General features: G+C 68.8%; 24 protein-coding genes. 17 read left to right on the top strand and 7 right to left on the bottom strand.

Translation table 11 applies throughout. The annotated features are described in order from the left end of the window. Positions 1-62: 62 nt before the first annotated feature. From GGR64_RS16370 to GGR64_RS16345, 6 genes are all read right to left on the bottom strand, one after another. Positions 63-494, bottom strand: a complete 432-nt coding sequence (locus GGR64_RS16370) for a hypothetical protein (RefSeq protein WP_184647139.1) — start codon at positions 492-494, stop codon at positions 63-65. 4 nt (positions 495-498) lie between these two features. Next, a complete protein-coding gene (gene yeiP, locus GGR64_RS16365; RefSeq protein ID WP_184647137.1) occupies positions 499-1,065 on the bottom strand; it encodes an elongation factor P-like protein YeiP in 567 nt (188 codons plus the stop codon). 116 nt (positions 1,066-1,181) lie between these two features. Beyond that, complete coding sequence (locus GGR64_RS16360; RefSeq protein ID WP_184647135.1) at positions 1,182-1,952, bottom strand: SDR family oxidoreductase; 771 nt, start codon at positions 1,950-1,952, stop codon at positions 1,182-1,184. A gap of 112 nt (positions 1,953-2,064) precedes the next feature. Further along, positions 2,065-2,961 carry a hydroxymethylglutaryl-CoA lyase gene (locus GGR64_RS16355; RefSeq protein ID WP_184647133.1) on the bottom strand — a complete coding sequence of 299 codons (897 nt, stop codon included), beginning with the start codon at positions 2,959-2,961 and terminating at the stop codon, positions 2,065-2,067. A gap of 144 nt (positions 2,962-3,105) precedes the next feature. Continuing rightward, positions 3,106-3,510, bottom strand: coding sequence for a VOC family protein (locus tag GGR64_RS16350; RefSeq protein ID WP_184647131.1), 405 nt, complete (start codon positions 3,508-3,510; stop codon positions 3,106-3,108). Continuing rightward, positions 3,507-4,295, bottom strand: a complete 789-nt coding sequence (locus tag GGR64_RS16345; protein ID WP_184647129.1) for an enoyl-CoA hydratase-related protein — start codon at positions 4,293-4,295, stop codon at positions 3,507-3,509. The genes GGR64_RS16350 and GGR64_RS16345 overlap by 4 nt, the downstream gene beginning before the upstream one ends. Positions 4,296-4,419: 124 nt before the next feature. Between GGR64_RS16345 and GGR64_RS16340 the strand changes: the two genes are divergently transcribed. The 17 genes from GGR64_RS16340 (at position 4,420) to GGR64_RS16260 (ending at position 25,499) form a co-directional block, all read left to right on the top strand. After that, complete coding sequence (locus GGR64_RS16340; RefSeq protein WP_184448016.1) at positions 4,420-4,671, top strand: FeoA family protein; 252 nt, start codon at positions 4,420-4,422, stop codon at positions 4,669-4,671. After that, complete coding sequence (locus GGR64_RS16335) at positions 4,668-6,527, top strand: ferrous iron transporter B (RefSeq protein ID WP_184647127.1); 1,860 nt, start codon at positions 4,668-4,670, stop codon at positions 6,525-6,527. Before GGR64_RS16340 ends, GGR64_RS16335 begins: the two co-directional genes overlap by 4 nt. A gap of 1 nt (position 6,528) precedes the next feature. Then, positions 6,529-6,783: a DUF6587 family protein gene (locus GGR64_RS16330; RefSeq protein ID WP_184647125.1), complete on the top strand. Its 255-nt coding sequence runs from the start codon at positions 6,529-6,531 to the stop codon at positions 6,781-6,783. A 73-nt stretch (positions 6,784-6,856) separates the two neighbouring features. Then, positions 6,857-8,065 (top strand): PLP-dependent aminotransferase family protein, encoded by a 1,209-nt coding sequence (locus tag GGR64_RS16325; protein WP_160967739.1) that lies wholly within the window; start codon positions 6,857-6,859, stop codon positions 8,063-8,065. A gap of 20 nt (positions 8,066-8,085) precedes the next feature. Continuing rightward, the gene (locus GGR64_RS16320) at positions 8,086-8,799 is read left to right on the top strand and encodes an MOSC domain-containing protein (protein ID WP_184647123.1); all 714 of its coding nucleotides are present in this window, start codon (positions 8,086-8,088) and stop codon (positions 8,797-8,799) included. 285 nt (positions 8,800-9,084) lie between these two features. Continuing rightward, positions 9,085-9,801: a 4-hydroxy-tetrahydrodipicolinate reductase gene (gene dapB / locus GGR64_RS16315; protein ID WP_184647121.1), complete on the top strand. Its 717-nt coding sequence runs from the start codon at positions 9,085-9,087 to the stop codon at positions 9,799-9,801. Positions 9,802-9,963: 162 nt separating this feature from the next. Continuing rightward, positions 9,964-11,088 (top strand): glutamine-hydrolyzing carbamoyl-phosphate synthase small subunit, encoded by a 1,125-nt coding sequence (gene carA / locus GGR64_RS16310; protein WP_184448010.1) that lies wholly within the window; start codon positions 9,964-9,966, stop codon positions 11,086-11,088. After that, positions 11,088-11,531 (top strand): hypothetical protein, encoded by a 444-nt coding sequence (locus GGR64_RS16305; RefSeq protein WP_184647119.1) that lies wholly within the window; start codon positions 11,088-11,090, stop codon positions 11,529-11,531. The genes carA and GGR64_RS16305 overlap by 1 nt, the downstream gene beginning before the upstream one ends. Positions 11,532-11,539: 8 nt before the next feature. Beyond that, positions 11,540-14,782, top strand: a complete 3,243-nt coding sequence (gene carB / locus GGR64_RS16300) for a carbamoyl-phosphate synthase large subunit (RefSeq protein ID WP_184647117.1) — start codon at positions 11,540-11,542, stop codon at positions 14,780-14,782. 8 nt (positions 14,783-14,790) lie between these two features. Beyond that, on the top strand, positions 14,791-15,255 hold the full coding sequence (gene greA, locus GGR64_RS16295) for a transcription elongation factor GreA (RefSeq protein ID WP_026143501.1): 465 nt from the start codon (positions 14,791-14,793) through the stop codon (positions 15,253-15,255). A gap of 4 nt (positions 15,256-15,259) precedes the next feature. Continuing rightward, positions 15,260-16,180 carry a phosphoglycerate mutase gene (locus tag GGR64_RS16290; RefSeq protein ID WP_184647115.1) on the top strand — a complete coding sequence of 307 codons (921 nt, stop codon included), beginning with the start codon at positions 15,260-15,262 and terminating at the stop codon, positions 16,178-16,180. Continuing rightward, positions 16,177-17,910 carry a single-stranded-DNA-specific exonuclease RecJ gene (gene recJ / locus GGR64_RS16285; RefSeq protein WP_184647113.1) on the top strand — a complete coding sequence of 578 codons (1,734 nt, stop codon included), beginning with the start codon at positions 16,177-16,179 and terminating at the stop codon, positions 17,908-17,910. The genes GGR64_RS16290 and recJ overlap by 4 nt, the downstream gene beginning before the upstream one ends. A 426-nt stretch (positions 17,911-18,336) precedes the next feature. Continuing rightward, positions 18,337-19,233 carry a LytTR family DNA-binding domain-containing protein gene (locus GGR64_RS16280; RefSeq protein ID WP_260303053.1) on the top strand — a complete coding sequence of 299 codons (897 nt, stop codon included), beginning with the start codon at positions 18,337-18,339 and terminating at the stop codon, positions 19,231-19,233. Positions 19,234-19,302: 69 nt separating this feature from the next. Beyond that, positions 19,303-20,428 (top strand): peptide chain release factor 2 gene (gene prfB / locus GGR64_RS16275; protein WP_160967761.1). Its coding sequence is split into 2 segments (ribosomal slippage): positions 19,303-19,377 and positions 19,379-20,428, totalling 1,125 coding nucleotides; the frame shifts between segments, so codons are not numbered across the junction. 94 nt (positions 20,429-20,522) lie between these two features. Next, entirely contained in the window at positions 20,523-22,040 is a 1,518-nt protein-coding gene (gene lysS, locus GGR64_RS16270) for a lysine--tRNA ligase (protein ID WP_184647109.1), read from the top strand. A 140-nt stretch (positions 22,041-22,180) separates the two neighbouring features. Continuing rightward, complete coding sequence (locus tag GGR64_RS16265; protein ID WP_043086876.1) at positions 22,181-23,317, top strand: two-component system response regulator; 1,137 nt, start codon at positions 22,181-22,183, stop codon at positions 23,315-23,317. Between the two features lies 1 nt (position 23,318). Next, entirely contained in the window at positions 23,319-25,499 is a 2,181-nt protein-coding gene (locus tag GGR64_RS16260; protein WP_184647107.1) for an ATP-binding protein, read from the top strand. A gap of 59 nt (positions 25,500-25,558) precedes the next feature. On the opposite strand, the gene GGR64_RS16255 is transcribed toward GGR64_RS16260, so the two are convergent. Then, a complete protein-coding gene (locus GGR64_RS16255; protein WP_184647105.1) occupies positions 25,559-26,428 on the bottom strand; it encodes a crotonase/enoyl-CoA hydratase family protein in 870 nt (289 codons plus the stop codon). Positions 26,429-26,571 lie beyond the last annotated feature (143 nt).

The raw sequence follows: 26,571 nt of genomic DNA, 5'->3' as shown, positions 1-26,571 counted from the left end.
CTGCTCTCAGGGCTGAGGTCCGTTCCCGCAAGGGCGCGACCTTGCCGGCCTGAAAGCCGCCATCAGGGCTGTTCGAGATCGGCATCCTCGCCGTAGCGGCGCAGCCAGGCGTCGCGCGGCGGATGCTGGCGGTAATGCGCGCGCAGTTTCGCCCAGGTCTGTGCATTGCCGTCGCAGTACCTGGCCATCGCCTTTTCCAGTTCGCGACGCCGCGCCGCGTCGTAGGGCTCCTCGCCCGCGAAGTGGTTGCAGGTGTCCTGGCGCGCGACGAAGGCGCGGATCGGCTCGGGCAGCGCGCAGAAACCGGCGTAGTGCTCGGGGTCGACCGCGTCCGGAATCGTGCACGCGGGCTTGGCCGCAGCTGTGGCGGCCGGCGTCACCGGCGCGGCGAGCGCCAGCGCCGGCAGCGCCAGCAGCAGGCCGAGGCAGGCGCGCCGTGACGCGCGCTCGGCGCTGCCTGCGCGGGAGGCGTGGTTGGCACGGCGCCCGCGCATCGGGTCAGTCGGCGCGGCCGGCGAATTCGCCGGTGGAGGTGTTGACCAGCACGCGCTCGCCGTTGCCGATGTACTCCGGCACCATGATCTCGATGCCGGTGTTGAGCTTGGCCGGCTTGGGCCGCTTGGTGGCGGTGCCGCCCTTGAGTTCCGGCGGGGTCTCGATCACTTCCAGGGTCACGCTCTGCGGCAGCTGGATCGCCACCGGCTGGTCGTCGATGACCTGCACGTAGATGCCGCTGAGGCCCTCGGTGATGTAGCCGGCATCGGTGCCGATCACATCGGCGTCCAGGGTGTACGGCGTGTAGTCCTCGTCGTCGAGGAATACGAAGGCCTCGCCATCCTTGTAGGAGAAGGTGGCCTGGCGACGCATCAGCTCGACCTCGCGCAGGTCGTCGTCGCCGTCGAAGCTGGCATCGAGCTTGTTGCCGCCCGGCACGCTGTACATCACGAAGCGGAAGCGCACGTTGCCGCCGCGGCCCTGCGGCGAGCTGCGCTCGATGTCGCGGATCTGGTACACGCCGTTGTTGTATTCGACGACGTTGCCTTTCTTGATTTCGTTGGCTTTCATGGGTGTGGGGCCGGGATTGGGGATTGGGGATTGGGGAGTCGGGATTGGAGAGCGCCGGGCAGGGACGAGGGACGGGGAGCGCTTACGAATCCCCAATGCCGAATCCCCAATCCCGGCTACTTCGGCGCCAACCGCACCGCGCCGTCCAGGCGGATGGTTTCGCCGTTGAGGTAGCGGTTGCGCAGCAGGAACATCACCGTGTCGGCGAATTCGTCTGGGCGGCCGAGACGCGAAGGATACGGGATCGATGCGGCCAGCGACTGCTGCACGGCCTCGGGCATGCCGTCGACCATCGGGGTCCAGAAGATGCCCGGGGCGATGGTGTTGACGCGGATGCCGAAGCGCGCCAGTTCGCGTGCCATCGGCAGGGTCATCGCCACCACGCCGCCCTTGGACGCGGCGTAGGCGGCCTGGCCGATCTGGCCTTCGTAGGCGGCGACGCTGGCGGTGTTGACGATGGCGCCGCGCTCGCCGTCCTCGCCCGGGGCGTTGTGCTGCATCAGGTCGGCGGCGGCCTTGGCGACGTTGAAGCTGCCGACCAGGTTGACCATCACCGTGCCCTGGAAGGTGGCCAGCGGCATCGGCGCTTCCTTGCCGAGCACGCGGCCGGCGCCGAGGATGCCGGCGCAGTTGATCGCGGCATTGAGTCCGCCGAGGAAGTCGCGCGCCGCGCCGAGCTGCGCGGCCACCTGGGCCTCGTCGCTGACGTCGGTGCGCAGATAGCGGGCCCGGTCCGCGCCCAGGGCGGCGACCGCGGCCGCGCCCTTGTCGTCGTTCAGATCGAACAGCGCCACCTTGCCGCCTTCGGCGACGATGCGTTGCGCCACCGCCAGGCCGAGGCCGGACACGCCGCCGGTGACCACCGCTTTGAGATCGGCAAGCTGCATGGATGTTCCCTCCCAGGAAAACGCCCAGTTTAGAGGGTGCCGCCCCATCGCGGCGAGATTGGCGACGGGCCGCGGCATGCAGGCCCGTCACGGGGTACGGACCTGCAGTGGCTCAGGCCTCGGCGGCCAGCGCCTGGCCGACCTTGCTGCCGGTGGGCCGGCCGAGTTTCTGCGCCAGCCAGCGTCCGGTCGCGGCCAGCGCCGGCAGGTCGATGCCGGTCTCCACGCCGTTGCCGTGCAGCAGGTAGACAACATCCTCGCTGGCCACATTGCCGCTGGCGCCCTTGGCATACGGGCAGCCGCCGGCGCCGGAGACGGCGGCATCGACCACGCGCACGCCTTCTTCCAGGCAGGCGGCGATGTTGGCCAGGGCCTGGCCGTAGGTGTCGTGGAAATGCACCGCCAGCGCCGCCATCGGTACCGCCGCGGCGACCGCGCGCAGCATCGCCCGCGCCTTGCCCGGCGTGCCCACGCCGATGGTGTCGCCCAGCGAGATCTCGTAGCAGCCCATCGCATGCAGCCGCTGCGCCACGCGCACCACGTCGGCCAGCGGGACCTCGCCCTGGTAGGGGCAGCCGAGCACGGTGGAGACGTAGCCGCGCACCTTCACCCCGTCCGCGGCCGCGCGCTCCAGCACCGGCGCGAAGCGTGCCAGCGATTCGTCGATGCCGGCATTGGTATTGGTGCGGTTGAAGGTCTCCGAGGCGGCGGTGAACACCGCGACCTCGCGTGCGCCGACCGCGGCGGCGCGCTCGTAGCCCTGCAGGTTCGGCACCAGCACCGGATAGTCCACGCCCGGCACCTGCGCGATGCCGGCGTAGACCTCGGCCGCATCGGCCAGTTGCGGGACCCATTTGGGGCTGACGAAGCTGGTCGCCTCGATGCTGCGCAGGCCGGTGCGCCCCAGCCGCGCGATCAGCTCGATCTTGTCTTCTGTCGCGACCCAGGCCTTCTCGTTCTGCAGGCCGTCGCGCGGGCCGACTTCGACGATGCGCACGCGGTCGCTCATCCGCGAAGTTCCTGTGCGGTTGTCCGCGCACTGCGCACGTGACGAGAAGCGATGATGGTCATGGGGATTCCTGATAGGGCAGATGGGGAAACGTCAGCAGGCACGGCCAGCGCCGTAGGCGCCAGCGTGACACCGTAGTGCGGATCAGGCCGACGCCGGGCGGTGGCAGACCGCTTCGATGTTGTGGCCGTCCGGATCCAGCAGGAACGCACCGTAGTAGTCGGGGTGATAGTGCGGTCGCAGGCCCGGTGCGCCGTGGTCGCGGCCGCCGGCGGCCAGGCCGGCGCGATGGAACGCGTCCACCTGTGCGCGGCTGGCGGCGACGAAGGCCACGTGCACGCCGTTGTCGCCGGCGTCGCGGCCGCCGTCGGCGATCCAGAAGCTGGGCTTGCCGTCGCGGCCGAAACCGACGTGGCGCTGGCCGCCGCTTTCCTCGGCGCTCACCTGCATCACCACGTCCATGTCCAGCGCAGCCAGGGCGGCGCGGTAGAAGGCCAGGCTGCGGTCGAGGTCGCTGCAGCGCAGGCCGAGATGGTCGATCGGATTCATGGGCTGGCCCTCCAGGCCGGTTCGCGCTTCTCCAGGAACGCATTCAGCCCTTCCTGGCCCTCGGCCGAGACCCGCAATTGCGCGATCAGGGCCGCGTTGGCCTGGTCCAGCGCATCGCGCTCGCCGCCGGCGGCGACCCGCCGCACCAGGGCCTTGGCGCCGGCGGCGGCCAGAGGACCGGCCTGGCCGAGTAGGACGACCTGGCGCTGCACCGCCGCGTCCAGCGCGTCCGGCGCCACCGCCTGGTGGACCAGGCCGATCTGCGCCGCGGTGGCGGCGTCGAAGGTCTCGGCGCTGGCGAACCAGCGCCGCGCCTGGCGCGCGCCGATCGCGGCGATCACGTACGGCGAGATCACCGCCGGCAGCAGGCCCAGCCGGCTTTCGCTGAGCGCGAAACGCGCATCGGTGGCGGCCACGGCGATGTCGCAGCAGGCGACCAGGCCCACCGCGCCGCCGAACGCGGCCCCCTGTACCCGCACCACGGTGGGCTTGGGCAGTTCGTCGAGCAGGCGCATCAGCCGCGCCAGGGCCAGCGCATCGTCCAGGTTTTCCTGTTCGCCGGCGCCGGCCATCGAGCGCATCCACTGCAGGTCGGCGCCGGCCGAGAACGCCGCGCCGGCGCCGGCCAGGACCAGCACCTGCACCTGCGGGTCGGCGCCGATCTGCAGCAGCGCGTCGCTGAGCTGGGCGATCAGCGCGGCGTCGAAGGCGTTGCGGACCTCGGGTCGGTTCAACTGCAGGGTCAGGACCTTGCCGGATCGTTGCAACAACAGGGCATCGCTCATCGAACACTCTCGTACGCAGGGAAAACGGCAGCCATACGGCGATCATAGCCGGCCGTGCCGGCGCCGCCATGACGCGCCGCGGCGATGCTACAATTGATAACCATTCTTATCGACGGAACGTGCTGTGACGTTGTCCGACATGCCGTTGCGCAGCAGCGCCCTCGTGGAATCCGTGCACGACCGCCAGCCCAACGACGCCATTGCCCGGCGTCTGCGCGAGCTGGGCTTCGTCGCCGGCGAGCAGGTGCAGATGCTGGCCAGCGGGCCGATCGGCGGCGAGCCGTTGCTGGTGCAGGTGGGCTATACGCGCTTCGCGCTGCGCCGTAGCGAGGCGGCGCGGGTGCAGGTCAGTGCGCTGGACGAGGTGCGCCCGTGAGCGCGGTGGCCGCGCCGCTGCGCCTGGCCCTGGTCGGCAACCCGAACTGCGGCAAGACCGCGCTGTTCAACCAGTTGACCGGCAGCAAGCAGAAGGTCGCCAATTACGCCGGCGTCACCGTCGAGCGCAAGGAAGGCCGCTTCCGCGCGCCGTCCGGGCGCGAGTTCGCGGTGCTGGACCTGCCCGGCGCCTACAGCCTGCAGCCGGCCAGCCTGGACGAGGCGATCACCCGCGACCTGTGCCGCGGCTTCTACCCGGGCGAGCCGGCGCCGGACGTGCTGGTCTGCGTGGTCGACGCCACCAACCTGCGCCTGCACCTGCGATTCGCGCTGGAACTGCGCGAGCTGGGCAAGCCGATGGTGGTGGCCTTGAACATGGTCGACGCGGCGCAGCGCCGCGGCATCCAGATCGACCGCCAGGCGCTGGAGCAGGCGCTGGGCGTGCCGGTGATCGAGACCGTGGCGGTGCGCCGCAATGGTGCTCGTGCCCTGGTCGAGCGGCTGGACACGCTGGCGCCGGCAATGCCGCCGGCGGTGGCGCCGAGCGAGGGGCAGGGCGACTACCACCAGCAGGTGCGCGCGATCCTGGCCTCGGCGGTGTCGATGCCGACCCGCACCTCGCGCATCGACGACGCGCTGGACCGCTGGCTGCTGCACCCGGTGGCCGGGCTGCTGACCCTTGCGGTGGTGATGTTCCTGATCTTCCAGGCGGTCTACGCCTGGGCCGCGCCGTTGATGGACCTGATCGAAGGCGGCACCAAGGGGCTGGGCGCCTGGGTCGGCGCGACGCTGCCGGAGGGTCCGCTCAACAGCCTGCTGGTGGACGGCATCATCGCCGGCCTCGGCGGCGTGGTGATCTTCCTGCCGCAGATCCTGATCCTGTTCGCCTTCATCCTGGCGCTGGAGGAATCGGGCTACCTGCCGCGCGCGGCGTTCCTGCTCGACCGCATGATGGCCGCGGCCGGCCTGTCCGGGCGCTCGTTCATCCCGCTGCTGTCCAGCTTCGCCTGCGCCGTGCCCGGGATCATGTCCACCCGCAGCATCCAGGACCCGCGCGACCGCCTGGCCACCATCCTGGTCGCGCCGCTGATGACCTGTTCGGCGCGCCTGCCGGTGTATGCCTTGTTGATCGGTGCGTTCATCCCGCAGAAGCAGGTGTGGGGCGTGTTCAACCAGCAGGGGTTGGTGCTGTTCGGCCTGTACTTCGCCGCCATCGCCAGCGCGCTGGCGGTGTCGTGGACGATGAAGAAGTGGCGCCGCGACAAGGGCGAGCACCCGCTGCTGCTGGAGCTGCCGTCCTACCGCGTGCCGCACCTGCGCGACCTGGCGCTGGGCCTGTGGGAGCGCGCGGCGATCTTCCTCAAGCGCGTCGGCGGCATCATCCTGGCGCTGACCATCCTGCTGTGGTTCCTGCTGTCGTTCCCGGCGCCGCCGGCCGACGCCACCTTGCCGGCCATCGACTACAGCTTCGCCGGTCGCATCGGCCACGCCATGACCACGGTGTTTTCGCCGCTGGGCTTCAACTGGCAGATCTGCATCGCGCTGATTCCCGGCCTGGCCGCGCGCGAGGTGGCGGTGTCGTCGCTGGCGACGGTGTACGCGCTGTCGGCGGCCGACGACGATGCCGCCGCGCAGGCGCTGTCGCCGCTGATTCATGACGGCTGGTCGCTGGCCACCGCGCTGTCGCTGCTGGTCTGGTACATCTACGCGCCAATGTGCATTTCCACCCTGGCCACGATCAAGCGCGAGACCAATTCCTGGAAGCAGATGAGCTTCGCCGCGTTCTACCTGTTCGCGCTGGCGTATCTGGCTTCGCTGGTCACCTACCAGGTCGCGGTGGCGCTGGGAGCCGGCTGAGATGAGTACCTCGCTGCTGCTGCAGTACCTGGTGATCGCGCTGGCGGTGCTGGTCAGCGCCTGGGTGGTGCTGAAGAAGCAGTTCCCCGGCACCGCGCGCAAGCTGCGCGGCGCCATCGCCGTGCGCCTGCTCAAACCGAACCGTGCGGCGTGGCTGCAGGCCCTCGGTCGCAGCATCGCACCGGCGCCCACCGCGGGCGCAGGCGCTTGCGGCGGTTGCGACAGCTGCGGGCCGACGCCGCCGCGGCGGCACTGAGCCGCGCCACGCGTTGCCGGCCGGCGCCGGCTTGTGCGCCGCACATGCGCGCCGTGAAGGCGGCGACTATCCTATGCCGATGACCAGCCCATTCCAGTTCTCCCGCCGTGCGCAGGCGCTGACCAGTTCGGCGATCCGCGAAATCCTCAAGGTCACCGAACGTCCGGAAGTGATCTCCTTCGCCGGCGGCCTGCCGTCGCCGGATACCTTCCCGGTCGAGCGCATGCGCGAGGCCTGCGCCAAGGTACTGCGCGACGCGCCACAGGCGGCGCTGCAGTACGGCCCGACCGAAGGCTATCTGCTGCTGCGCGAATGGGTGGCGGCGCGGCTGAGCCGCGACGGTGCCCACATCCGGCCAAGCCAGGTGCTGATCACCACCGGTTCGCAGCAGGGCCTGGACCTGCTCGGCAAGGTGTTCATCGACGAAGGCAGCAAGGTGCTGGTGGAAACGCCCAGCTATCTCGGCGCGCTGCAGGCGTTCTCGCTGTTCCAGCCTGCGTTCGCGGCGATGCAATCGGACGACGATGGCGTGGTGGTGGACGCGCTGGACGATGCGCAGCTGGCCGGCGCGCGCTTCATGTACGTGCTGCCGAACTTCCAGAATCCGACCGGGCGGCGCCTGCCGCTGCACCGGCGGCAGGCACTGGTGGCGCGTGCGGCCGAGGCCGGCGTGCCGATCGTCGAGGACGATCCCTACGGCGAGCTGTGCTACAGCGGCGACACGCTGCCGAGCCTGCTGTCGATGAACCCGGACGGCGCCATCTACATGGGCTCGTTCTCCAAGGTGTTCGCACCCGGCCTGCGCCTGGGCTACGTGGTCGCGCCCGAAGCGGTGCACGCCAAGCTGGTACAGGCCAAGCAGGCGGCGGACCTGCACACGCCCTCGTTCAGCCAGCGCATCGTCTACGAGGCGGTGCAGGACGGTTTCCTGGATGCGCACATCCCCGGCATCCGCGCGTTGTATGCCAGCCGTTGTGAGCAGATGCTCGCCGCCCTGGCCAGGTATTTCCCGGCGCAGGTGCGCTGGAACCGCCCGGCCGGCGGCATGTTCATCTGGGTCGAACTGCCGGAGGGCATGGACGGCAGCGCGCTGCTGAGCAAGGCGATCGAGCGCAACGTGGCCTTCGTGCCGGGCGCGCCGTTCTTCGCGGTCGCGCCGCAGCGCAATACCCTGCGGCTGTCGTTCGTGACCGTGCCGGCCGAGCGCATCGAGACCGGCGTGCGCATCCTCGGCGCGCTGTTGCAGGACGAAGTCGCCGCGCATCGGCGCGCGACGGCCTGAGTCCGGGCGCGCCTCCGTCGATGACGTCGTCCGATTCCGCCGTCGCGGCGTGGACCATCGATGCGGTGCTGGTCGGCCGCGCGCAGGCGTTCACCCGCCCAGGCAGCCGCAGCGCCATCGACAAGCGGCCGCGGGCCGGGCGCCTGCGCATCGGCCTGGAGGGACTGGAACTGGACGAGCAGGGCGACCGCCGCGTGCATGGTGGCCCCGACAAGGCCTTGCACCACTATCCGCGCGACCATTACCCGGCCTGGCGCGAGGAACTGGGCGCGCATGCCTTGCTGGACGCGCCGGGTGCGTTCGGCGAGAACCTCAGCAGCTGCGGGGTGACCGAGGCCGACCTGTGCCTGGGCGACCGGTTGCGCCTGGGCACGGCCGTGGTCGAGGTGTCGCAGTCGCGGCAGCCGTGCTGGAAGCTGTCCGACCGGTTCGGCGTGGCCGCGCTGGCGCGGCGCGTGCAGGACAGCGGCCGCACCGGCTGGTACTACCGCGTGCTGCAGCCCGGCGAGGTCGCCGCCGGCGATCGTTTGACCTTGCTGGAGCGCCCGTATCCGCAGTGGCCGCTGGCACGGTTGATCGGCCTGCTGTACCGGCGCGAGATCGATCCGGCGCAACTGCAGCAGGTGCTGGCGCTGCCGCTGGTGCCGAACTGGCGCACCTTGTTCGAGCGGCGCCTCGCACAGCATGCGGTGGAGGACTGGGACAAGCGCTTGTTGGGGCAGGCGGCCGAGTAGGGCTTGCTTGCTGCTGCGCGGGTGCGGTCTCGGCGTCGGGGCTGAGCTCCTCCCACAGCTGGGCGATCGGCTGCGATTGCGTTGTGGTGCCAGGTGCCAAGCGCCTCGCGCGCCAGCTTTTCTGTCGCTTCAAAGGGCCGCCACACCGTTGTGTGAGCGGCTTCAGCCGCGACGAGTGAACTATCCCCACTTCCTAGGTAGCGCACTGGCTGCTCGTCGGGCGCTTGCGTCTCTGGTGCACGCACCCTCTGTCGCACCCGCCCGCAAACCGCTAGCCTTGTGCCGATGACGACTTCTCCGCTGCGTGTGTTGATCCATGGTGCGTCCGGCCGCATGGGCCAGGCGTTGTTGAGGCTGGCCGCGCATGACGCGGCATTGCAGGTGGTGGCCGCGGTAGTGCGCCGCGCGCCGGCGCAGCGGGTGATCGACGGCGTGCCGTATTTCGCTGCGGCCGAGTTGGGTGGGGTGCCGGTCTTCGACGTGGCGATCGATTTCAGCCTGCCGCAAGGCTTCGATCCGGTATTGGCCTTGTGCACGGCGCGCGGCGCGGCGCTGGTGTCCGGCACCACCGGGCTGGAGGAGGCGCAGCGGCAGGCACTGACCGCCGCCGCCGAACGCATTCCCTTGATATGGGCATCGAACTTCAGCCTGGGCGTGGCGGTACTGCACGATCTGGTCGAGCGTGCCGCCGCGGCGCTGCCGGGTTGGGACTGCGACATCGTCGAATCCCACCACGTGCACAAGCAGGACGCGCCCTCCGGCACCGCGCTGACCCTCGGCGACGCCGCGCAACAGGGCGGCGCCACCCCGCACTACGCCAGCCTGCGCGCCGGCGATATCGTCGGCGAGCATCTGGTGCAGTTCGCCGGACTCGGCGAGCGGGTGGAACTGGTGCACCGCGCCAGCAACCGCGACATCTTCGCCCGCGGCGCGCTGCATGCCGCCGCGCGCCTGCCGGGGCGTGCACCCGGGGCCTACCGGCTGCGCGACCTGCTCGGCTGAACAGGCGCTTCACCCAAACGGCTGGCGCGGACCGCCCCGCGCCGGTACAATTCTCGCTCGCCTGTTACCCATCGCCACGGACCCGGAGAAGCGCCGAGTTCGCGGTTTCTTGCAGCCTGCAAGTTGGTGGGGCAGGGTTCCTCTCTCCCCAAGGCGAACCCCGTGACTCAACCCGCAATCCTTGTCCTTGAAGACGGCACCGTGTTCGAGGGCGAATCCGTAGGCGCTGCCGGCCTGTCCGTCGGCGAAGTGGTGTTCAACACCGCCATGACCGGCTACCAGGAGATCCTCACCGATCCCTCCTACGCCCGCCAACTGGTCACGCTGACGTATCCGCATATCGGCAACACCGGCTGCACCGACCAGGACGACGAGGCCGCCCAGGTCTGGTCGGCCGGCCTGATCGTGCGCGACGTGCCGCGCCGTCCCAGCAACTGGCGCAACCAGGTGGCGCTGCCGGACTGGCTGATCCAGCGCGGCGTGGTCGCCATTGCCGGCATCGACACCCGCAAGCTGACCCGCATCCTGCGCGAGAAGGGCTCGCAGAACGGCGCGTTGATGGCCGGTGAGGTCGACGTGGACACCGCGCTGGAAGCGGCGCGCAAGTTCCCCGGACTGAAGGGCATGGATCTGGCCAAGGTGGTCTCCACCGACAAGGCCTATCCCTGGCACGACGGCCAGCTCGACCTGGACAGCAACGCCTTCGTGCAGGCCGAACCCAAGTTCAAGGTCGTCGCCTACGACTACGGGGTCAAGCACAACATCCTGCGCATGCTCGCCGAGCGCGGCTGCGAAGTGACCGTGGTGCCGGCGCAGACGCCGGTCGCCGAGGTGCTGGCGATGAATCCGCACGGCGTGTTCCTGTCCAACGGTCCCGGTGACCCGGCGCCGTGCGACTACGCGATCGCCGCGATCAAGGAATTGCTGGCGCGCAAGATTCCGACCTTCGGCATCTGCCTGGGCCACCAGCTGCTGGCGCTGGCCGCCGGCGCGCAGACCCTGAAGATGGGGCACGGCCACCACGGCGCCAACCACCCGGTGCAGGACCTGGACAGCGGCCGGGTGATGATCACCTCGCAGAACCACGGCTTCGCGGTGGACGAGGCGACCTTGCCGGCCAACGTGCGCGTCACCCATCGCTCGCTGTTCGACGGCAGCAACCAGGGCATCGCGCTCACCGACGCGCCGGCCTTCAGCTTCCAGGGTCACCCGGAAGCCTCGCCGGGCCCGCGCGACGTGGCGCCGCTGTTCGATCGCTTCACCGCGCTGATGGCGGCCGCCGCCTGATGGCCGTAGCGCCGGCCATGCCGCTGCCGACCCGCCGCTGGCGGTGGCCGGCTGCGGCGTTGCTGGTGCTGGCCGCGTATCCGGCCTTCGTGCTGGGCGCGGTGTACCCGCAGTGGCTCAGCGCCGGCCTGCCGGGCGGGCGCGATGGCCCTGCCGATGCGTACCGCCACAGCCTGGCCAGCGCCGTGGTCGCCTACACCCTGTCGCCACGCTGTGTGGACTGGGTCACGGCGGTCATGGAGCGCGACGGCCGCGGCTCCGCGAGCCGGGCGATGGACGCCCACAACAACCGGATCGGCGCGCGCATCGGCGCCACCGCCAGCAGTTGGGCCGCGATGCAGCGCGAGGTTCGCGCCGCGGTCGACCATGGCGCGATCGATGCGCGTTCGTCCGATCAGATCACCTGGCGCGCCCCCGCGGCGTGGCAGGACCGCCTCTACTGAGAATCCCCATGCCCAAGCGCACCGACCTCCAAACCATCCTCATCATCGGCGCCGGCCCGATCGTCATCGGCCAGGCCTGCGAGTTCGACTACTCCGGCGCGCAGGCGTGCAAGGCGCTGCGCGACGAGGGCTACCGCGTGGTGCTGGTCAACAGCAACCCGGCCACGATCATGACCGACCCCAACATGGCCGACGCCGTGTACATCGAGCCGATCAACTGGCAGACGGTCGAGAAGATCATCGCCAAGGAAAAGCCCGATGCGCTGCTGCCGACCATGGGCGGGCAGACCGCGTTGAACTGTGCGCTGGACCTGGCCGACCACGGCGTGCTGGAGAAGTACGGCGTCGAACTGATCGGTGCCAAGCGCGAGGCCATCCGCATGGCCGAGGACCGCGAGCTGTTCCGCGTGGCGATGGGCGAGATCGGCCTGGAGTGCCCGAAGGCGGCGGTGGCCCACACCCTGGAAGAGGCGCTGGAGATCCAGACCACGGTCGGCTACCCGACCATCATCCGCCCCAGCTTCACCCTCGGCGGCAGCGGCGGCGGCATCGCCTACAACCGCGAAGAGCTGATCGAGATCGTCGGCCGCGGTCTGGAACTGTCGCCGACCAGCGAAGTGCTGGTCGAGGAGTCGGTGCTGGGCTGGAAGGAGTTCGAGATGGAAGTGGTCCGCGACACCGCGGACAACTGCATCATCGTCTGCTCGATCGAGAACCTGGACCCGATGGGCGTGCACACCGGCGACTCGATCACCGTCGCCCCGGCGCAAACCCTCACCGACAAGGAATACCAGCGCCTGCGCGACGCCTCGATCGCCGTGCTGCGCAAGATCGGCGTGGACACCGGCGGCTCCAACGTGCAGTTCGGCATCAATGCGCAGACCGGCCGCGTGGTGGTGATCGAGATGAACCCGCGCGTGTCGCGCTCCTCGGCGCTGGCCTCCAAGGCCACCGGCTTCCCGATCGCCAAGGTCGCGGCCAAGCTGGCGGTCGGCTACACCCTGGATGAACTGAAGAACGAAATCACCGGCGGCCTGACCCCGGCCTCGTTCGAGCCGTCGATCGACTACGTGGTCACCAAGATCCCGCGCTTTGCCTTCGAGAAGTTCCCGCAGGCCGACGCGCGCCTGACCACGCAGATGAAGTCGGTGGGCGAAGTGATGGCGATGGGCCGCACCTTCTCCGAATCGCTGCAGAAGGCGCTGCGCGGGCTGGAGACCGGCAAGATCGGGCTCGATCCGACCGGCCTGAACCTGACCAGCGAAGACGACCTGGCCGCGCTCAAGCGCGAACTGAAGGCGCCGGGTCCGGAGCGGCTGTTCTACGTCGCCGACGCCTTCCGCGCCGGCATGAGCGTGGAGCAGGTGCACGCGCTGTCGTTCATCGACCCCTGGTTCCTGGACCAGATCGAAGACCTGATGGCGCAGGAAGCGCAGGTGGCCGCCGACGGCCTCGCCGCGCTGGACGCGGCACGCCTGCGCACGCTCAAGCGCGCCGGCTTCTCCGATGCGCGCCTGGCCGAGCTGTGCGGCACCAACGAGGCCGCGGTGCGCGCGTTGCGCCGCGCGCACAAGGTGCGGCCGGTGTACAAGCGGGTGGACTCGTGCGCGGCGGAATTCGCCACCGACACCGCCTACCTGTACTCGACCTACGAGGACGAGTGCGAGGCCAAGCCCAGCAACCGCGACAAGATCATGATCCTTGGCGGCGGTCCCAACCGCATCGGCCAGGGTATCGAGTTCGATTACTGCTGTGTGCACGCGGCGCTGGCGCTGCGCGAGGACGGTTACGAGACCATCATGGTCAACTGCAATCCGGAGACCGTGTCCACCGACTACGACACCTCCGATCGCCTGTACTTCGAACCGCTGACCCTGGAAGACGTGCTGGAGATCGTCGAGCTGGAGCAGCCCAAGGGCGTGATCGTGCAGTACGGCGGGCAGACCCCGCTGAAGCTGGCGCGTGCGCTGGAAGCCAATGGCGTGCCGGTGATCGGCACTTCGCCGGACTCGATCGACCTGGCCGAGGATCGCGAGCGCTTCCAGCAACTGGTCGACAAGCTCGGCCTGAAGCAGCCGCCGAACCGCATCGCCCGCAACGCCGAGGAAGCATTGGTGCTGGCGCGCGAGATCGGCTACCCGCTGGTGGTGCGCCCGAGCTACGTGCTCGGCGGCCGCGCCATGGAAATCGTCTACGGCGAATCCGACCTGGCGCGCTACGTGCGCGACGCGGTCAAGGTCTCCAACGATTCGCCGGTGCTGCTGGACCGCTTCCTCGACAACGCGGTGGAAGTGGACGTGGACATCATCGCCGACCAGGACGGCCAGGTGCTGATCGGCGGCGTGATGGAGCACATCGAGGAAGCCGGCGTGCATTCGGGCGATTCGTCCTGCTCGCTGCCGCCGTACTCGCTGTCGCCGGCCACCCAGGCCGAGCTGCGTCGCCAGGTGGTCGAACTGGCCAAGGCGCTGAACGTGGTCGGGCTGATGAACACGCAGTTCGCGGTGCAGGTGAACGATGCCGGCGACGACATCGTGTATCTGCTGGAAGTGAACCCGCGCGCCTCGCGCACCGTGCCGTTCGTGTCCAAGGCCATCGGCGTGCCGCTGGCCAAGATCGCCGCGCGCTGCATGGCCGGCAAGACCCTGGCCGAGCAGGGCGCGCTGAAGGAGATCGTGCCCGACTACTACTCGGTGAAGGAGGCGATCTTCCCGTTCGCCAAGTTCCAGGGCGTCGATCCGATCCTCGGCCCGGAGATGCGTTCCACTGGTGAGGTGATGGGCGTGGGCCGCAGCTTCGGCGCGGCGTTCGCGCGCGCGCAGGAAGCCGGCGGCATCAAGGCACCGCCGCTGGGCAAGGCCTTCGTGTCGGTGCGCGATCCGGACAAGCAGCGCGTGCTGCCGGTGGCGCAGGCGCTGGTCGAGCGCGGCTACACCCTGGTCGCCACCCGCGGCACCTGCGCCTGGCTGCAGCAGCACGGTCTGCAGTGTGAACAGGTGAACAAGGTGGCCGAAGGCCGTCCGCACATCGTCGATCTGATCAAGAATGGCGAAATCGTGTATATCGTCAACACCACCGAGGGCCGGGCGGCGATCTCCGACTCGTTCTCGATCCGTCGCGAAGCCCTGCAGCATCGCGTCACCTATTCGACCACGGTCGCCGGCGCGCGTGCGCTGGTGCATTCATTGGAATTCCGCGGCACCGGTCCGGTCTGGGCGCTGCAGGAACTGCACAAGGAGCTGGAAGCGTGAGAGCCCCGATCACCATGCAAGGCGCGCAGCGGTTGCGCGAGGAACTGGATCACCTGAAGTCGGTCAAGCGTCCCGAGGTCATTACTGCCATCGCCGAGGCGCGTGCGCACGGCGACCTCAAGGAGAACGCCGAGTATCACGCCGCGCGCGAGCAGCAGGGTTTCATCGAAGGCCGCATCAAGCAGCTGGAGAGCGAGCTGTCGCACGCCGAGGTCATCGACGTCAGCAAGCTGGCGGTCGGCAGCAAGGTGGTGTTCGGCGCCACCGTGACGCTGGCCGACGTCGAGACCGACGAAGAGAAGCGCTACCAGTTGGTCGGCGACCTGGAAGCGGACATCAAGCTCGGCCTGATCGCGATCTCCTCGCCGCTGGCGCGTGCGCTGATCGGCAAGATGGAAGGCGACAGCGTCAGCATCGATGCCCCGGCCGGTCGCCGCGAGTACGAGATCGTCAGCGTCGCCTACGTCGGCTGATCCCATGGCGGTCGCCACCTTGCTGTTGCCGGAGCGGGTCCGCCTGGCCGGCGCCGTGCTGGCCGGCGAGGTGGCGCGTGCGTTCGGCTGTGCCGACCGCACGCAGGCCGCGCCGGGCGGCGAGGCGCAGTTGCGCCGCCATTTCGCGCTGCCGGAGGCATCGCTGCCGGCCGCGGCGCTGACCCGGCAGCTTGACGCTGGCGATGCCGGCGATGGTCTGTGGCTGCGCGCCGATCCCGCGTACGTGGTGCCGGACATGCAGGGCGCGCGGCTGATGGCGCATGGCGACATGCTGCCGCTCGACGCGGTGGACCTGGACGCGCTGCTACCGGCGGTGCAGGGCCTGTTCGCCGAGAGCGGGCTGACCCTGGACGCGCCCGATCCCACCCGCTGGTATCTGCGCCTGCCGGCCGACAGCGTGCTGCCGGTCTTCGCGGCGCCGGCGCAGGTGCTCGGGGCGGACCTGTTCGATCATCTGCCGCAGGGCGAGGACGCGCGCCGCTGGCGTGCGCTGCTGACCGAGGCGCAGATTGTGCTGCATCAGCATCCGTGGAACCGCGAGCGCGTCGCGCGCGGCCAGCCGGCGATCAATTCGCTGTGGTTCTGGGGCGGCGGCCGCCTGCCGGCCACGGTCGGCACCGCGCATGCGCAGGTGCGCAGTCGCGATCCGCTGTTGCGTGCCTTGGCCCAGGCCGCCGGCGTCGTCGATGCGCAGGCGCCACGGGTCGATGCACTGGTCGACCTGCGCCAGCTGCGCGCGCCCGAACAGTTCGTCGGCGAGGTGGTGCAACCATTGCTGCAGGCGCTGCGCGATGGCGAGCTGCAGCAACTGCAGCTGGATTTCGAGGACGGCACCTGTTTCCGCATCGCCCCCGCGCAACGCTGGCGCCTGTGGCGGCGGCCGCTGTCGCGCCTGGACGCATGAGTTCGATCGCGCGCATCGTGCGGCGGCCCGCGGCGGCCGCGGCTGGCCCGTGGCACGAGGCCACATTGCCGCTGCTGCGGCGCATCTACGCCGCGCGCGGCGCGCACCACAGCGGACTGGCCCAGCCCAAGCTGGCGCAGCTGCTGCCGCCGGATGCGCTGAGCGGCATCGACGCCGCAGTGGCATTGCTGGCCGAGGCGATCGCCGCGGGCAAGCGCATTCTGGTGGTCGGCGATTTCGATTGCGACGGCGCCACCGCCTGCGCGGTGGCGGTGCGCGGGCTGCGCCTGCTCGGCGCCGCGCAGGTGCTGCACGCGGTGCCCAACCGCATGGTCCATGGTTACGGCCTGTCGCCGGCTCTGGTCGCGGAACTGGCGCCGTTGCAGCCGGACCTGCTGGTCACCGTGGACCACGGCATCGCCTGCCATGCCGGCGTCGCCGCGGCCAAGGCGCTGGGTTGGCAGGTACTGGTCACCGACCACCACCTGCCGGGTCCGGCGCTGCCGCCGGCCGATGCCATCGTCGATCCGAACCTGGCCGGCGACGCGTTCCCGAGCAAGATGCTGGCCGGCGTCGGCGTGATCTTCTATGTGCTGCTGGCATTGCGCCGGCACCTGCGCGCGCACGGCGCGTTCGCCGCGGCGCCGCCGGATCTGGGCGTGCTGCTGGATCTGGTCGCCGTCGGCACCGTCGCCGACCTGGTGCCGCTGGACCCGAACAACCGTGCACTGGTCTCGGCCGGCCTGCGCCGGCTGCAGCGTGGCGAGGGCTGCCTCGGCCTGCGCGCCTTGATCGAAGCCAGCGGTCGCGACCCGGCGCGGCTCAGCGCCAGCGACATCGGCTTCGCCCTGGCCCCGCGGCTCAACGCCGCCGGCCGGCTCGAGGACATGGCCCTGGGCATCGAGCTGCTGTTGTGCGAGGACCCGCAGCAGGCGCGTGCGATCGCCGCGACGCTGGAAGAGATCAACGCCGAACGCCGCGCCGTGCAGCAGCAGATGACCGACGAGGCCGAGGCGGTGGTGGCGCAGGCGCTGCTGGCCGCGCCCGAGCAGCCGCCGGTGGCGGTGTGCCTGTTCGATGCGCAGTGGCATCCCGGCGTGATCGGCCTGGTCGCCTCGAAGATGAAGGACCGCCTGCACCGGCCGGTGATTGCCTTCGCCCCGGCCGAGCCGGGCAGCACGCAGTTGCGCGGCTCGGCGCGTTCGATTCCCGGTTTCCACATTCGTGACGCGATGGCAGCGGTGGAGGCGCAGCGGCCGGGTCTGATGGAGAAGTTCGGCGGCCACGCCATGGCCGCGGGCCTGAGCCTGCCCCAGGACGCGCTGGCCGAGTTCGAACAGGTGTTCCGCGCGCATGCGCTGGCCAGCCTGGACGCGGAACTGCTGCAGGCCGAACTGCTCAGCGATGGTGCGCTGGACCCGCACGAACTCGACCATCACCATGCCGAGGCGTTGCGCCAGGGCGGGCCGTGGGGGCAGGGCTTCCCCGAACCGCTGTTCGACGGCGAATTCGAGGTGCTGCAGTGGCGCGTGCTGAAGGAGCGCCACCTCAAGCTGAGCCTGCGCTGCCCCGGCCGCGACGAGCCCCTGAACGCGATCCATTTCAACGGCTGGCACGGCCGCGAACCTGGCCGCCGCGTACACATCGCCTATCGCCTGGTAGCCGACGATTATCGCGGCGGCAATGCGGTGCAACTGGTGGTGGAGCACTGTCTGCCATTGGGGAACTGAATATCTGGCGGTCTGCAGATGCAGATCGCGTCGCGTGTGCCGACCCTCACCCCAACCCCTCTCCCGGCGGGAGAGGGGCTTTGCTGTTCCCTTCTCCCACCGGGAGAAGGTGCCCCGAAGGGGCGGATGAGGGTAGGGCGAAGCCTCGTTTAGTTTCATCGCACCGCGCGTGCGGGTACCCTCACCCCACTCCTCTCCCGATGGGAGAGACGCTTTTGCTTCCCTTCTCCCGCCGGGAGAAGGTGCCCCGAAGGGGCGGATGAGGGTAGGGCGAAGCCTCGTTTAGTTCATCGCACCGCGCGTGCGGGGCACCCTCACCCCGACCCCTCTCCCGGTGGGAGAGGGGCTGCTCGCTCGCGAGTTCGCGGTGCGCAGGTCTAGTCCTGGCGCGCCGGCGCGGCAATGCCGGCGCGCTACACTTTGGCGATGTCCGATCCGTCCGGCGCCAGCGCCTACTCCCGTTTCCAGCCCTGGCGCCGCAGCTTCGAGATCGGCTTCTGGGTCGCGCTCACCCTGATCAACGCCACCGCCAACAGCGTCACGGTGCTGATCGACATACGCAACACCGGGCTGCACTTCGCCGCGTGGGAGCCGGTGGTCTGGGAGTGGTCCAGCAACCTGATGTTCCTGCTGATCGTGCCGCTGGTGGTGGTGCTGACCCGACGCTACCCGCTGCACTGGGACACCTGGCGACGCCGGTTGCCGGGTTATCTGCTGGGCAGCGTGGCGCTGTCGGTGTTGCACGTGGTGGGGATGGTCGCCCTGCGCAGCCTGGTCTACCGCCTGCAGGGCCAGCACTACGATTTCGGCCCGTGGCCGCAGGGGCTGGTCTACGAATACCTCAAGGACGTGCGCAGCCTGGCCTCGATCGCGCTGTGCGTGGAGATGTACCGGTTCCTGCTGCGGCGCTGGCAGGGCGAGGCGGCGCTGCTCGGCGCGCCCGACGCCGGCCCGCCGATGGGCTCGCTGGAGCGGCCGGAGCGCTTCCTGGTGCGCAAGCTGGGCCGCGACTTCCTGGTCGCCGCGGCCGACATCGAATGGCTGCAGGCCTCGGGTAACTACGTCAACTTGCGCGTGCGCGGCCACGACTATCCGCTGCGCAGCACCATGGCCGCGATCGAGGCAAGGCTGGACCCGGCGCGGTTCGTGCGCATCCACCGCAGCTACATCGTCAACCTGGCCAGCGTGGTTTCGATCGAGCCGCTGGAGGCGGGTGAGGCGCGGGTGCATCTGCGCGACGGCAGCCAGGTGCCGTGCAGCCGCCGCTATCGCGCCGCGCTGCGCATGGCGGCCGGCGAGGGCGAGGCCGCAACCGTCGAGTAGGCAGGCGGCGCTGTGGCGCGGCGGCCGGAATTGCTAGAATCGCGCTCTTGTCTGCCGGAAAAAGCCGCAATGATCGAACTCAATCCGATTCGCCACCGCATCGCCGATCTGTCCGATCGGGTGCTGTCGCTACGGGGGTTTCTTTGACTACGACGCCAAGAAGGAGCGTCTAGAGGAAGTCACCCGGGAGCTGGAAAGCCCTGACGTCTGGAACGACCCCGAGCGTGCCCAGGGCCTGGGCCGCGAACGCGCCGGCCTGGAGAAGACCGTCGGCGGCATCGCCAGCGTGCTTGATGGGCTGAACGAATCGCTGGAATTCCTGGAACTGGCCGAGAGCGAGAACGATGAGGCCACCGCGCAGGCGGTGCTGGCCGATGTCGACCGCTTCCAGGCGCAGGTGGAGAAGCTGGAATTCCAGCGCATGTTCTCCGGGCAGATGGACGCCAGTAACGCCTTCGTCGACATCCAGGCCGGGGCCGGCGGCACCGAGGCCCAGGACTGGGCCGAGATCCTGCTGCGCATGTACCTGCGCTGGTGCGAATCGCGCGGCTGGAAGACCGAGCTGATGGAAGTCTCCGGCGGCGAAGTGGCCGGGATCAAGTCGGCCACGCTGCGCGTGGAAGGCGACTTCGCCTACGGCTGGCTGAAGACCGAGACCGGCGTGCACCGGCTGGTGCGCAAGTCGCCGTTCGACTCGGACAACCGCCGCCATACCAGCTTCACCTCGGTGTTCGTGTCGCCGGAAGTGGACGACAACATCGACATCGACATCAATCCGGCCGACCTCAAGACCGACGTGTACCGGTCCTCCGGCGCCGGCGGCCAGCACGTCAACAAGACCGAGTCGGCGGTGCGCATCACCCACGTGCCCACCGGCATCGTGGTGGCCTGCCAGACCGGGCGCAGCCAGCACCAGAACCGCGACAACGCGATGAAGATGCTGGCCGCCAAGCTGTACGAGTTGGAGATCCAGAAGCGCAACGCCGAACGCGATGCGGTGGAGGCGACCAAGTCCGACATCGGCTGGGGCAGCCAGATCCGCAACTACGTGCTCGACCAGAGCCGGATCAAGGACCTGCGCACCGGCGTGGAGCGCTCGGACACCCAGAAGGTGCTCGACGGCGACCTGGACGAGTTCGTCGAGGCCAGCCTCAAGTCCGGTCTGGAAGTCGGCTCCAAACGCAGCGACGCCTGAACCGGCGGCCTCCGTCCTGGCGACGGAGGCCGTGCGGCGGCACACGGCCCGCCGGCTGGTGCATTCTTTCCCTTCCTCACGCATCCCCCATCCCATGACCGAGCAGACCCCCGCGCCGTCCCTTGCTGTCGACGAGAACAGCCTCATCGCCGAACGGCGCGCCAAACTCGCCACGCTGCGCGCGCAGGGCGTGGCCTATCCGAACGATTTCCGCCGCAGCGACTTCGCCGGCGATCTGCAGGCCGAGTTCGCCGATACCGAGCGCTGGACCGCCGAGGCGCTGGAGGCCCAGGGCCGCAGCCTGCGCCTGGCCGGGCGCCTGCTGGCCAAGCGGGTGATGGGCAAGGCCAGCTTCGTGCAGTTGCAGGACGAGTCCGGGCGCATCCAGCTGTTCCTGCAGGCCAACGCCCTGGGCGAGGCCTACGACGCCTTCAAGGGCTGGGACATCGGCGACATCATCGGTGTGGAGGGCGGGCTGACCCGCACCAAGACCGGCGAGCTGTCGATCAAGGCCACCGGCCTGCGGTTGCTGACCAAGGCGCTGCGGCCGCTGCCGGACAAGTGGCACGGCCTGTCGGACGTGGAGCAGCGCTATCGCCAGCGCTACGTCGACCTGATCGTGTCGCCGGAGGCGCGCGAGGTGTTCGTCAAGCGCTCCAAGATCATCCGCGCCATGCGCGCCTGGCTGGACGCGCGCCGCTTCCTGGAAGTGGAGACGCCGATGATGCACTACATCCCCGGCGGCGCCACGGCCAAGCCGTTCACCACCCACCACAACGCGTTGGACTTGGATCTGTACCTGCGGGTGGCCCCGGAGCTGTACCTGAAGCGCCTGGTGGTCGGCGGCCTGGAACGGGTCTACGAAATCAACCGCAATTTCCGCAACGAAGGCGTCAGCACCCGGCACAATCCGGAATTCACCATGATGGAGCTGTACGAGGCTTACGCCACGTACCACGAGGTGATGGACCTGACCGAGAACGTCATTCGCGATGTCGCCCGTGAAGTGTTGGGCACTACCCAGGTGCACTGGGACGGCGCCGACATCGACCTGGCGCCGGCGTTCCGCCGCTGGCGCATGGACGAGGCGGTGCGCCACCACAACCCGGAGATCAGCGCCGCCGACTGCACCGACCGCGAGGCCCTGCTGCGCCATTGCGAGCGGCTGAAGATCCGCACCAAGCCGTCCTACGGCTGGGGCAAGCTGCTGCTGGAGATCTTCGAGGCCACGGTCGAGCACACTTTGATCCAGCCGACCTTCATCACCGACCATCCGGTCGAGGTGTCGCCGCTGGCCCGCTCCAGCGACACCGAGCCGGGCTATACCGACCGCTTCGAGCTGTTCATCAACGGCAAGGAAATCGCCAACGGCTTCTCCGAGCTCAACGACCCGGAAGACCAGGCGGCGCGGTTCCAGGCCCAGGTGGCGGCCAAGGACGGCGGAGACGACGAGGCGATGCATTTCGACGCCGACTACATCCGCGCACTGGAAGTCGGGCTGCCGCCGACCGGCGGCCTGGGCATCGGCATCGACCGGCTGGTAATGTTGCTCACCGGCAGCAGCTCGATCCGTGACGTGCTGCTGTTTCCGTATATGCGTCCGGAGGCTTAACCTAGCCCCGCTGGCGCGGTTCTTGCACCAGGCGTTGCACGCAAAAGGAAGTGAGGTGGACGGGTCGGCGTGATGCGCGTCGGCGCGTTCCCGTTGTCGTCTCAGCAGCCCGCGCAGATGCGACGGGCGGAGGATTGCAGATGCATGATGCCAGCATGAGCCTCTCCGGCGCGTCCTCGAACGGGGACCGTCTCCACTGGGCCGACGGAAGCGACAATCGTTTGAACATCGTCATCGTCGACGATCAGACCTCCGCGCGGACGATGCTGCGGCATGTCATCGAGGACATCGCCCCGGAACTGACCGTGCGCGATTTCGGCGATTCGCAGGCCGCGCTGGCCTGGTGCGAGGCCGGCAAGGTCGATCTGTTGCTGCTCGACTACCGCATGCCGGGCATGGACGGGCTGGAGTTCGCGCGGCGCCTGCGCCGGCTGCCCAAGCACCGCGACATCCCGATCATCCTGATCACCGTGGTCGGCGACGAGCCGATCCGCCAGGCCGCCCTGGAGGCGGGGGTGATCGACTTCCTGGTCAAGCCGATCCGCCCGCGCGAACTGCGTGCGCGCTGCCATAACCTGCTGCAGTTGCGGCTGCAGAGCGAGAACATCAAGCAGCGCGCGATGTCGCTGGAGCAGCGCCTGCTGGCCAGCATGCGCGAGGTCGAGGAACGCGAACGCGAGACCCTGTCGCGGCTGGCGCGGGCCATCGAGTACCGCGACGTCGGCACCAGCGCCTACCTGGAGCGCATGGCCCACGTGGCCGGGCTGATCGCCGAGCAACTGGGCCTGTCCGAGGACGAGGTGCGGGTCATCGAGATGGCGGCGAGCCTGCACGACATGGGCAAGATCGCCATTCCCGATGCGGTGCTGCTCAAGCCGGGCAAGCTCAACGAGGACGAGATGGCGGTGATGCGCATGCACCCGCGCATCGGCTACGAACTGCTCAGCGGCAGCCAGAACCGCTTCATCCAGGTCGGCGCGCTGATCGCCCTGCGCCACCATGAGCGCTACGACGGCAGCGGCTACCCGGACGGCCTGGTCGGCGAGGCGATTCCGCTGGAAGCGCGGATCGTGGCGGTCGCCGACGTGTTCGACGCGCTGATCTCGCCGCGCCCTTACAAGGAAGCCTGGACCATGGATGCGACGCTGGCCTACCTCTACGCCCAGCGCGGCCGCCTGTTCGACCCGCGCTGCGTGGACGCGCTGTTCCGCGGCCGCGAGCAGTTGCAGGTGATCTGCGAGAAATTCTCCACCGCCTCGGCGCGACCAGGGGTCTGACATGATCGCGGCGATCAGGTGGGTGCGGCAACGGTTCGCGGAGCGCAAGGATACCGAGCACGCGCAGGCCCTGGTGCGGATCGCCTTGATCTCTATCATCCTGAGCTATGTGCTGTTGCCGGGTCCGCGCGCGACCTTGCCCATGCGCGAGTACCTGAACGTGGTCGCCGTGGTGTCGTCCGGTCTGGTGCTGTCGCTGGGCGTGCTGGCCTGGTTGCTGTGGCGGCCTGAACGTTGCGATACGCGACGGATCATCGGCATGATCGCCGACTACGGCCTGATCGCTGCGGCGATGATCGGCATGGGCGAGCCGCTGGCCTGGATGTACGTCGTGGTCCTGTGGGTGACGGTTGGCAACGGTTTGCGCTACGGCAACCGGTATCTTTATCTGGCGGTGGCCATGGGGGTGGCCAGCTTCGGCACCACCGTGCTGGTAACGTCTTACTGGCGCAACAATTTTGGACTGGGCGTTGGTCTGGTCATCGGCCTGTTGGCGGTGCCGGTTTATCTGTCAGGGCTGTTGCGGCAATTGACTCAGGCGACGAAGGAGGCGCAGCGCGCCAACGAGGCAAAGAGCCGCTTTCTGGCCAACATGAGCCACGAATTCCGTACCCCACTCAACGGCCTGTCCGGCATGACAGAGGTGTTGTCGACGACCAGGCTCGATGCCGAGCAGCGCGAGTGCGTCAGCACCATCCAGGCGTCTGCCAAGAGCCTGCTCTCGCTGGTCGAGGAAGTGCTCGACATCTCGGCGATCGAGGCCGGAAAGATCCGCATCGACAACAGTGCCTTCTCTCTGCGCGAAACCGTGGAGCAGATCGGTTTGATCCTGCAGCCGCAGGCGCGGGCCAAGGCGATCGGCTATTTCGTCGACATCGCCGCTGAAGTGCCGAATCATCTCCTCGGCGATGCAGGCCACCTGCGCCAAGTGCTGCTGAATTTGGCAGGGAACGCGATCAAGTTCACCGACTTCGGTCGAGTCGACGTGCGGGTCAAGCTGCTGCGCACCGACATGGATCGGACATGGCTGAGTTTCGATATCGTCGACACGGGCATCGGTGTGCCGGAGTCGATGCGATCGCGGCTGTTCGATGCGTTCGAGCAGGCGGATGTGGGATTGGCCCGCCGTTACGAAGGAACCGGACTGGGCACCACGATCGCCAAAGGCTTGGTGGAGTCGATGGGCGGCAGTATCGGCTATCAGGAGAACCTGCCGCGCGGAAGCCGGTTCTGGTTCGATCTGCCGTTCGAGATTCCTGTAAGCACTGTCGAGGAAGAGCCGCAGGCGGAGGCGGCTTCCGTCGAACGCCCCGAGGAGAGCGGCCAGCCTGGGAACGTCATTGCCTTTTCGGATCCCTTCCTGCGCCACCGTGCGCGCATCCGCAGCATGCGCATTCTGGTGGCCGATGACCATGCCGCCAATCGCATGGTGCTACAGCGCCTGCTGCAGAAGGCGGGTCACCGTCCGATCTGCGTCGAGGGGGCCGAATCGGTGCTGGACGCCTTGGCGGAGAGCGAGTTCGATGGGGTCATTGTCGATTTGCACATGCCCGGCATGAGCGGGTTGGACATGCTGAAGCAGCTGCGGATCATGCAGGCTGGCGGCCCGCGCACGCCCGTGGTGGTGCTCAGCGCGGACGTCACACCCGACGCGATCCAGCGTTGTGAGCAGGCCGGTGCGCACACGTTCCTGGCCAAGCCGGTCGTCGCCAGCCGTCTGCTGGATACGTTGGCCGACATTGCCGCGGAGGGGCGCCTGCGCGGCTCTGGCGAGGCTCAGGTCAGGCAGTTGATCGCCACCACGTCCGAAGGTGTGCTGGATTCCTCCGTGCTCGATGAATTGGCCGGGCTGGGCATGGGCGAAGGATTCGAACGCGAGTTCATTTCGCAGTGTCTCAACGATGCCGAGGGCTGCCTGGGTGGCATGCAGATCGCAGGCGACGCGGAGCATTGGGAACGTCTGCGCGAACATGCTCACGCGATCAAGGGCGTGGCGAGCAATCTGGGCCTGATCCGGCTGGCCAGCCTTGGTGGCGAGTTGATGCAGATGGCGGAATGGCAGATGCGCAGCGAATGGCGCTCCCGGTTGATGGCACTCAACGCCAGTCTGACCGAGGGCAGGGAAGTGCTCGAGGCGCGTGCGCGCCGCAGCGCAAGTTCCGAAGAAAACGAATTGCGCTGAGGCCGACGGTAAGGCCCGGGCGTGATACCGGGCCGACCGCTGACCACTGCGTTTTCCAGCTAGGCTGCAACATCCCGCGCACGGCGGGTCTGCGCGCGCACCAGCCGATCCATCGTGCGCAGCGATTTCTCGTCCAGCGCCAACGCGGAATCGACCCAGATTTCGGTGATCGCCTGCAGTTCCTGCAGGGTCACGGGTTGCGCCAGATTGCGCACCGTGTTCATCGCCAGGTACGACTGCGGGCTGCGGCGCTGGTGGTGGATGAGCTGTTTCACGCGGTCGATGCCCTGGTTCCGCGGGACCAGTACATCGACGATGCCCATCGCGTGCATCTGCTCGCTGCTGTACAGGTCGGCACCCAGGATGATCTGTTCGGCCACATGCGGAGCGACGCGCTTGCACAGGAAGGAATAAGCGCCCATGCCGGGAATCAGTCCGAAAATCGCCTCCGGCAACCCCATCGTGACGCCTTCTTCTGCGACGATCGTGTGGCAGGCCAATGCCATCTCCAGACCTCCGCCCAGGGTATCGCCTTGCAGCAGGGCGATGGTGCGCACGTCGCCCGCCAGGCCTCGCTGCAGTTGATGGACGCCGCTCACGCAGCGATAGGCGTAGTCGAGCAGTTGCTCGCGGTCTTTGCGGCGGATGAGGTCGGAAAAGAGCGCAAGATCGCCGCCGAGATTGAAGACATTGGCGTCGGAGGCGATAACCAGATGCTTCAGTGCGCCCTTCCTGAGCGTATTCGCACGCGTTGTCATCGCCTCCAGTGCTGCCAGTACGTCATCCAGCATCTGGCTATGGAAGCATGGGCGCGTGCCGAGCTGTGGATTCGCATGCATGTACAACCAATGGCTATCGTCGTCGCCGTCCGCATCGATGCGGATGCTGGAATAGGTGCGGTTACGGGGCAGCGTGTCGATCGTGCTCATGGCGGGCTCTCGGAAAGACGCCCGCGGAGATGGCGTGGCGCAGCGGGCGAGTGCGTTTCCACCCGGCGGATGCTACACCCGGGTGCCGTGGCCGGAACTCGCCCCGCCAGCGCCTGCACGGGCGCCGCGTGGGCGCCCGCTGG

The sequence above is a fragment of the Xanthomonas sp. 3307 genome (genome assembly GCF_014199735.1).
GTDB lineage: Bacteria > Pseudomonadota > Gammaproteobacteria > Xanthomonadales > Xanthomonadaceae > Xanthomonas_A > Xanthomonas_A rydalmerensis.
This window is presented reverse-complemented; position numbering and strand designations above follow the sequence as displayed.

Excerpts from the sequence above, each read along its gene's own strand:
- GGR64_RS16370 (WP_184647139.1), bottom strand. The coding sequence starts at position 494 with ATGCGCGGGCGCCGTGCCAACCACGCCTCCCGCGCAGGCAGCGCCGAG.
- yeiP (WP_184647137.1), bottom strand. The coding sequence starts at position 1,065 with ATGAAAGCCAACGAAATCAAGAAAGGCAACGTCGTCGAATACAACAAC.
- GGR64_RS16360 (WP_184647135.1), bottom strand. The coding sequence starts at position 1,952 with ATGCAGCTTGCCGATCTCAAAGCGGTGGTCACCGGCGGCGTGTCCGGC.
- GGR64_RS16355 (WP_184647133.1), bottom strand. The coding sequence starts at position 2,961 with ATGAGCGACCGCGTGCGCATCGTCGAAGTCGGCCCGCGCGACGGCCTG.
- GGR64_RS16350 (WP_184647131.1), bottom strand. The coding sequence starts at position 3,510 with ATGAATCCGATCGACCATCTCGGCCTGCGCTGCAGCGACCTCGACCGC.
- GGR64_RS16345 (WP_184647129.1), bottom strand. The coding sequence starts at position 4,295 with ATGAGCGATGCCCTGTTGTTGCAACGATCCGGCAAGGTCCTGACCCTG.
- GGR64_RS16330 (WP_184647125.1), top strand. The coding sequence starts at position 6,529 with ATGAGTACCTCGCTGCTGCTGCAGTACCTGGTGATCGCGCTGGCGGTG.
- GGR64_RS16325 (WP_160967739.1), top strand. The coding sequence starts at position 6,857 with ATGCCGATGACCAGCCCATTCCAGTTCTCCCGCCGTGCGCAGGCGCTG.
- GGR64_RS16320 (WP_184647123.1), top strand. The coding sequence starts at position 8,086 with ATGACGTCGTCCGATTCCGCCGTCGCGGCGTGGACCATCGATGCGGTG.
- dapB (WP_184647121.1), top strand. The coding sequence starts at position 9,085 with ATGACGACTTCTCCGCTGCGTGTGTTGATCCATGGTGCGTCCGGCCGC.
- GGR64_RS16305 (WP_184647119.1), top strand. The coding sequence starts at position 11,088 with ATGGCCGTAGCGCCGGCCATGCCGCTGCCGACCCGCCGCTGGCGGTGG.
- carB (WP_184647117.1), top strand. The coding sequence starts at position 11,540 with ATGCCCAAGCGCACCGACCTCCAAACCATCCTCATCATCGGCGCCGGC.
- GGR64_RS16290 (WP_184647115.1), top strand. The coding sequence starts at position 15,260 with ATGGCGGTCGCCACCTTGCTGTTGCCGGAGCGGGTCCGCCTGGCCGGC.
- recJ (WP_184647113.1), top strand. The coding sequence starts at position 16,177 with ATGAGTTCGATCGCGCGCATCGTGCGGCGGCCCGCGGCGGCCGCGGCT.
- GGR64_RS16280 (WP_260303053.1), top strand. The coding sequence starts at position 18,337 with ATGTCCGATCCGTCCGGCGCCAGCGCCTACTCCCGTTTCCAGCCCTGG.
- lysS (WP_184647109.1), top strand. The coding sequence starts at position 20,523 with ATGACCGAGCAGACCCCCGCGCCGTCCCTTGCTGTCGACGAGAACAGC.
- GGR64_RS16265 (WP_043086876.1), top strand. The coding sequence starts at position 22,181 with ATGCATGATGCCAGCATGAGCCTCTCCGGCGCGTCCTCGAACGGGGAC.
- GGR64_RS16260 (WP_184647107.1), top strand. The coding sequence starts at position 23,319 with ATGATCGCGGCGATCAGGTGGGTGCGGCAACGGTTCGCGGAGCGCAAG.
- GGR64_RS16255 (WP_184647105.1), bottom strand. The coding sequence starts at position 26,428 with ATGAGCACGATCGACACGCTGCCCCGTAACCGCACCTATTCCAGCATC.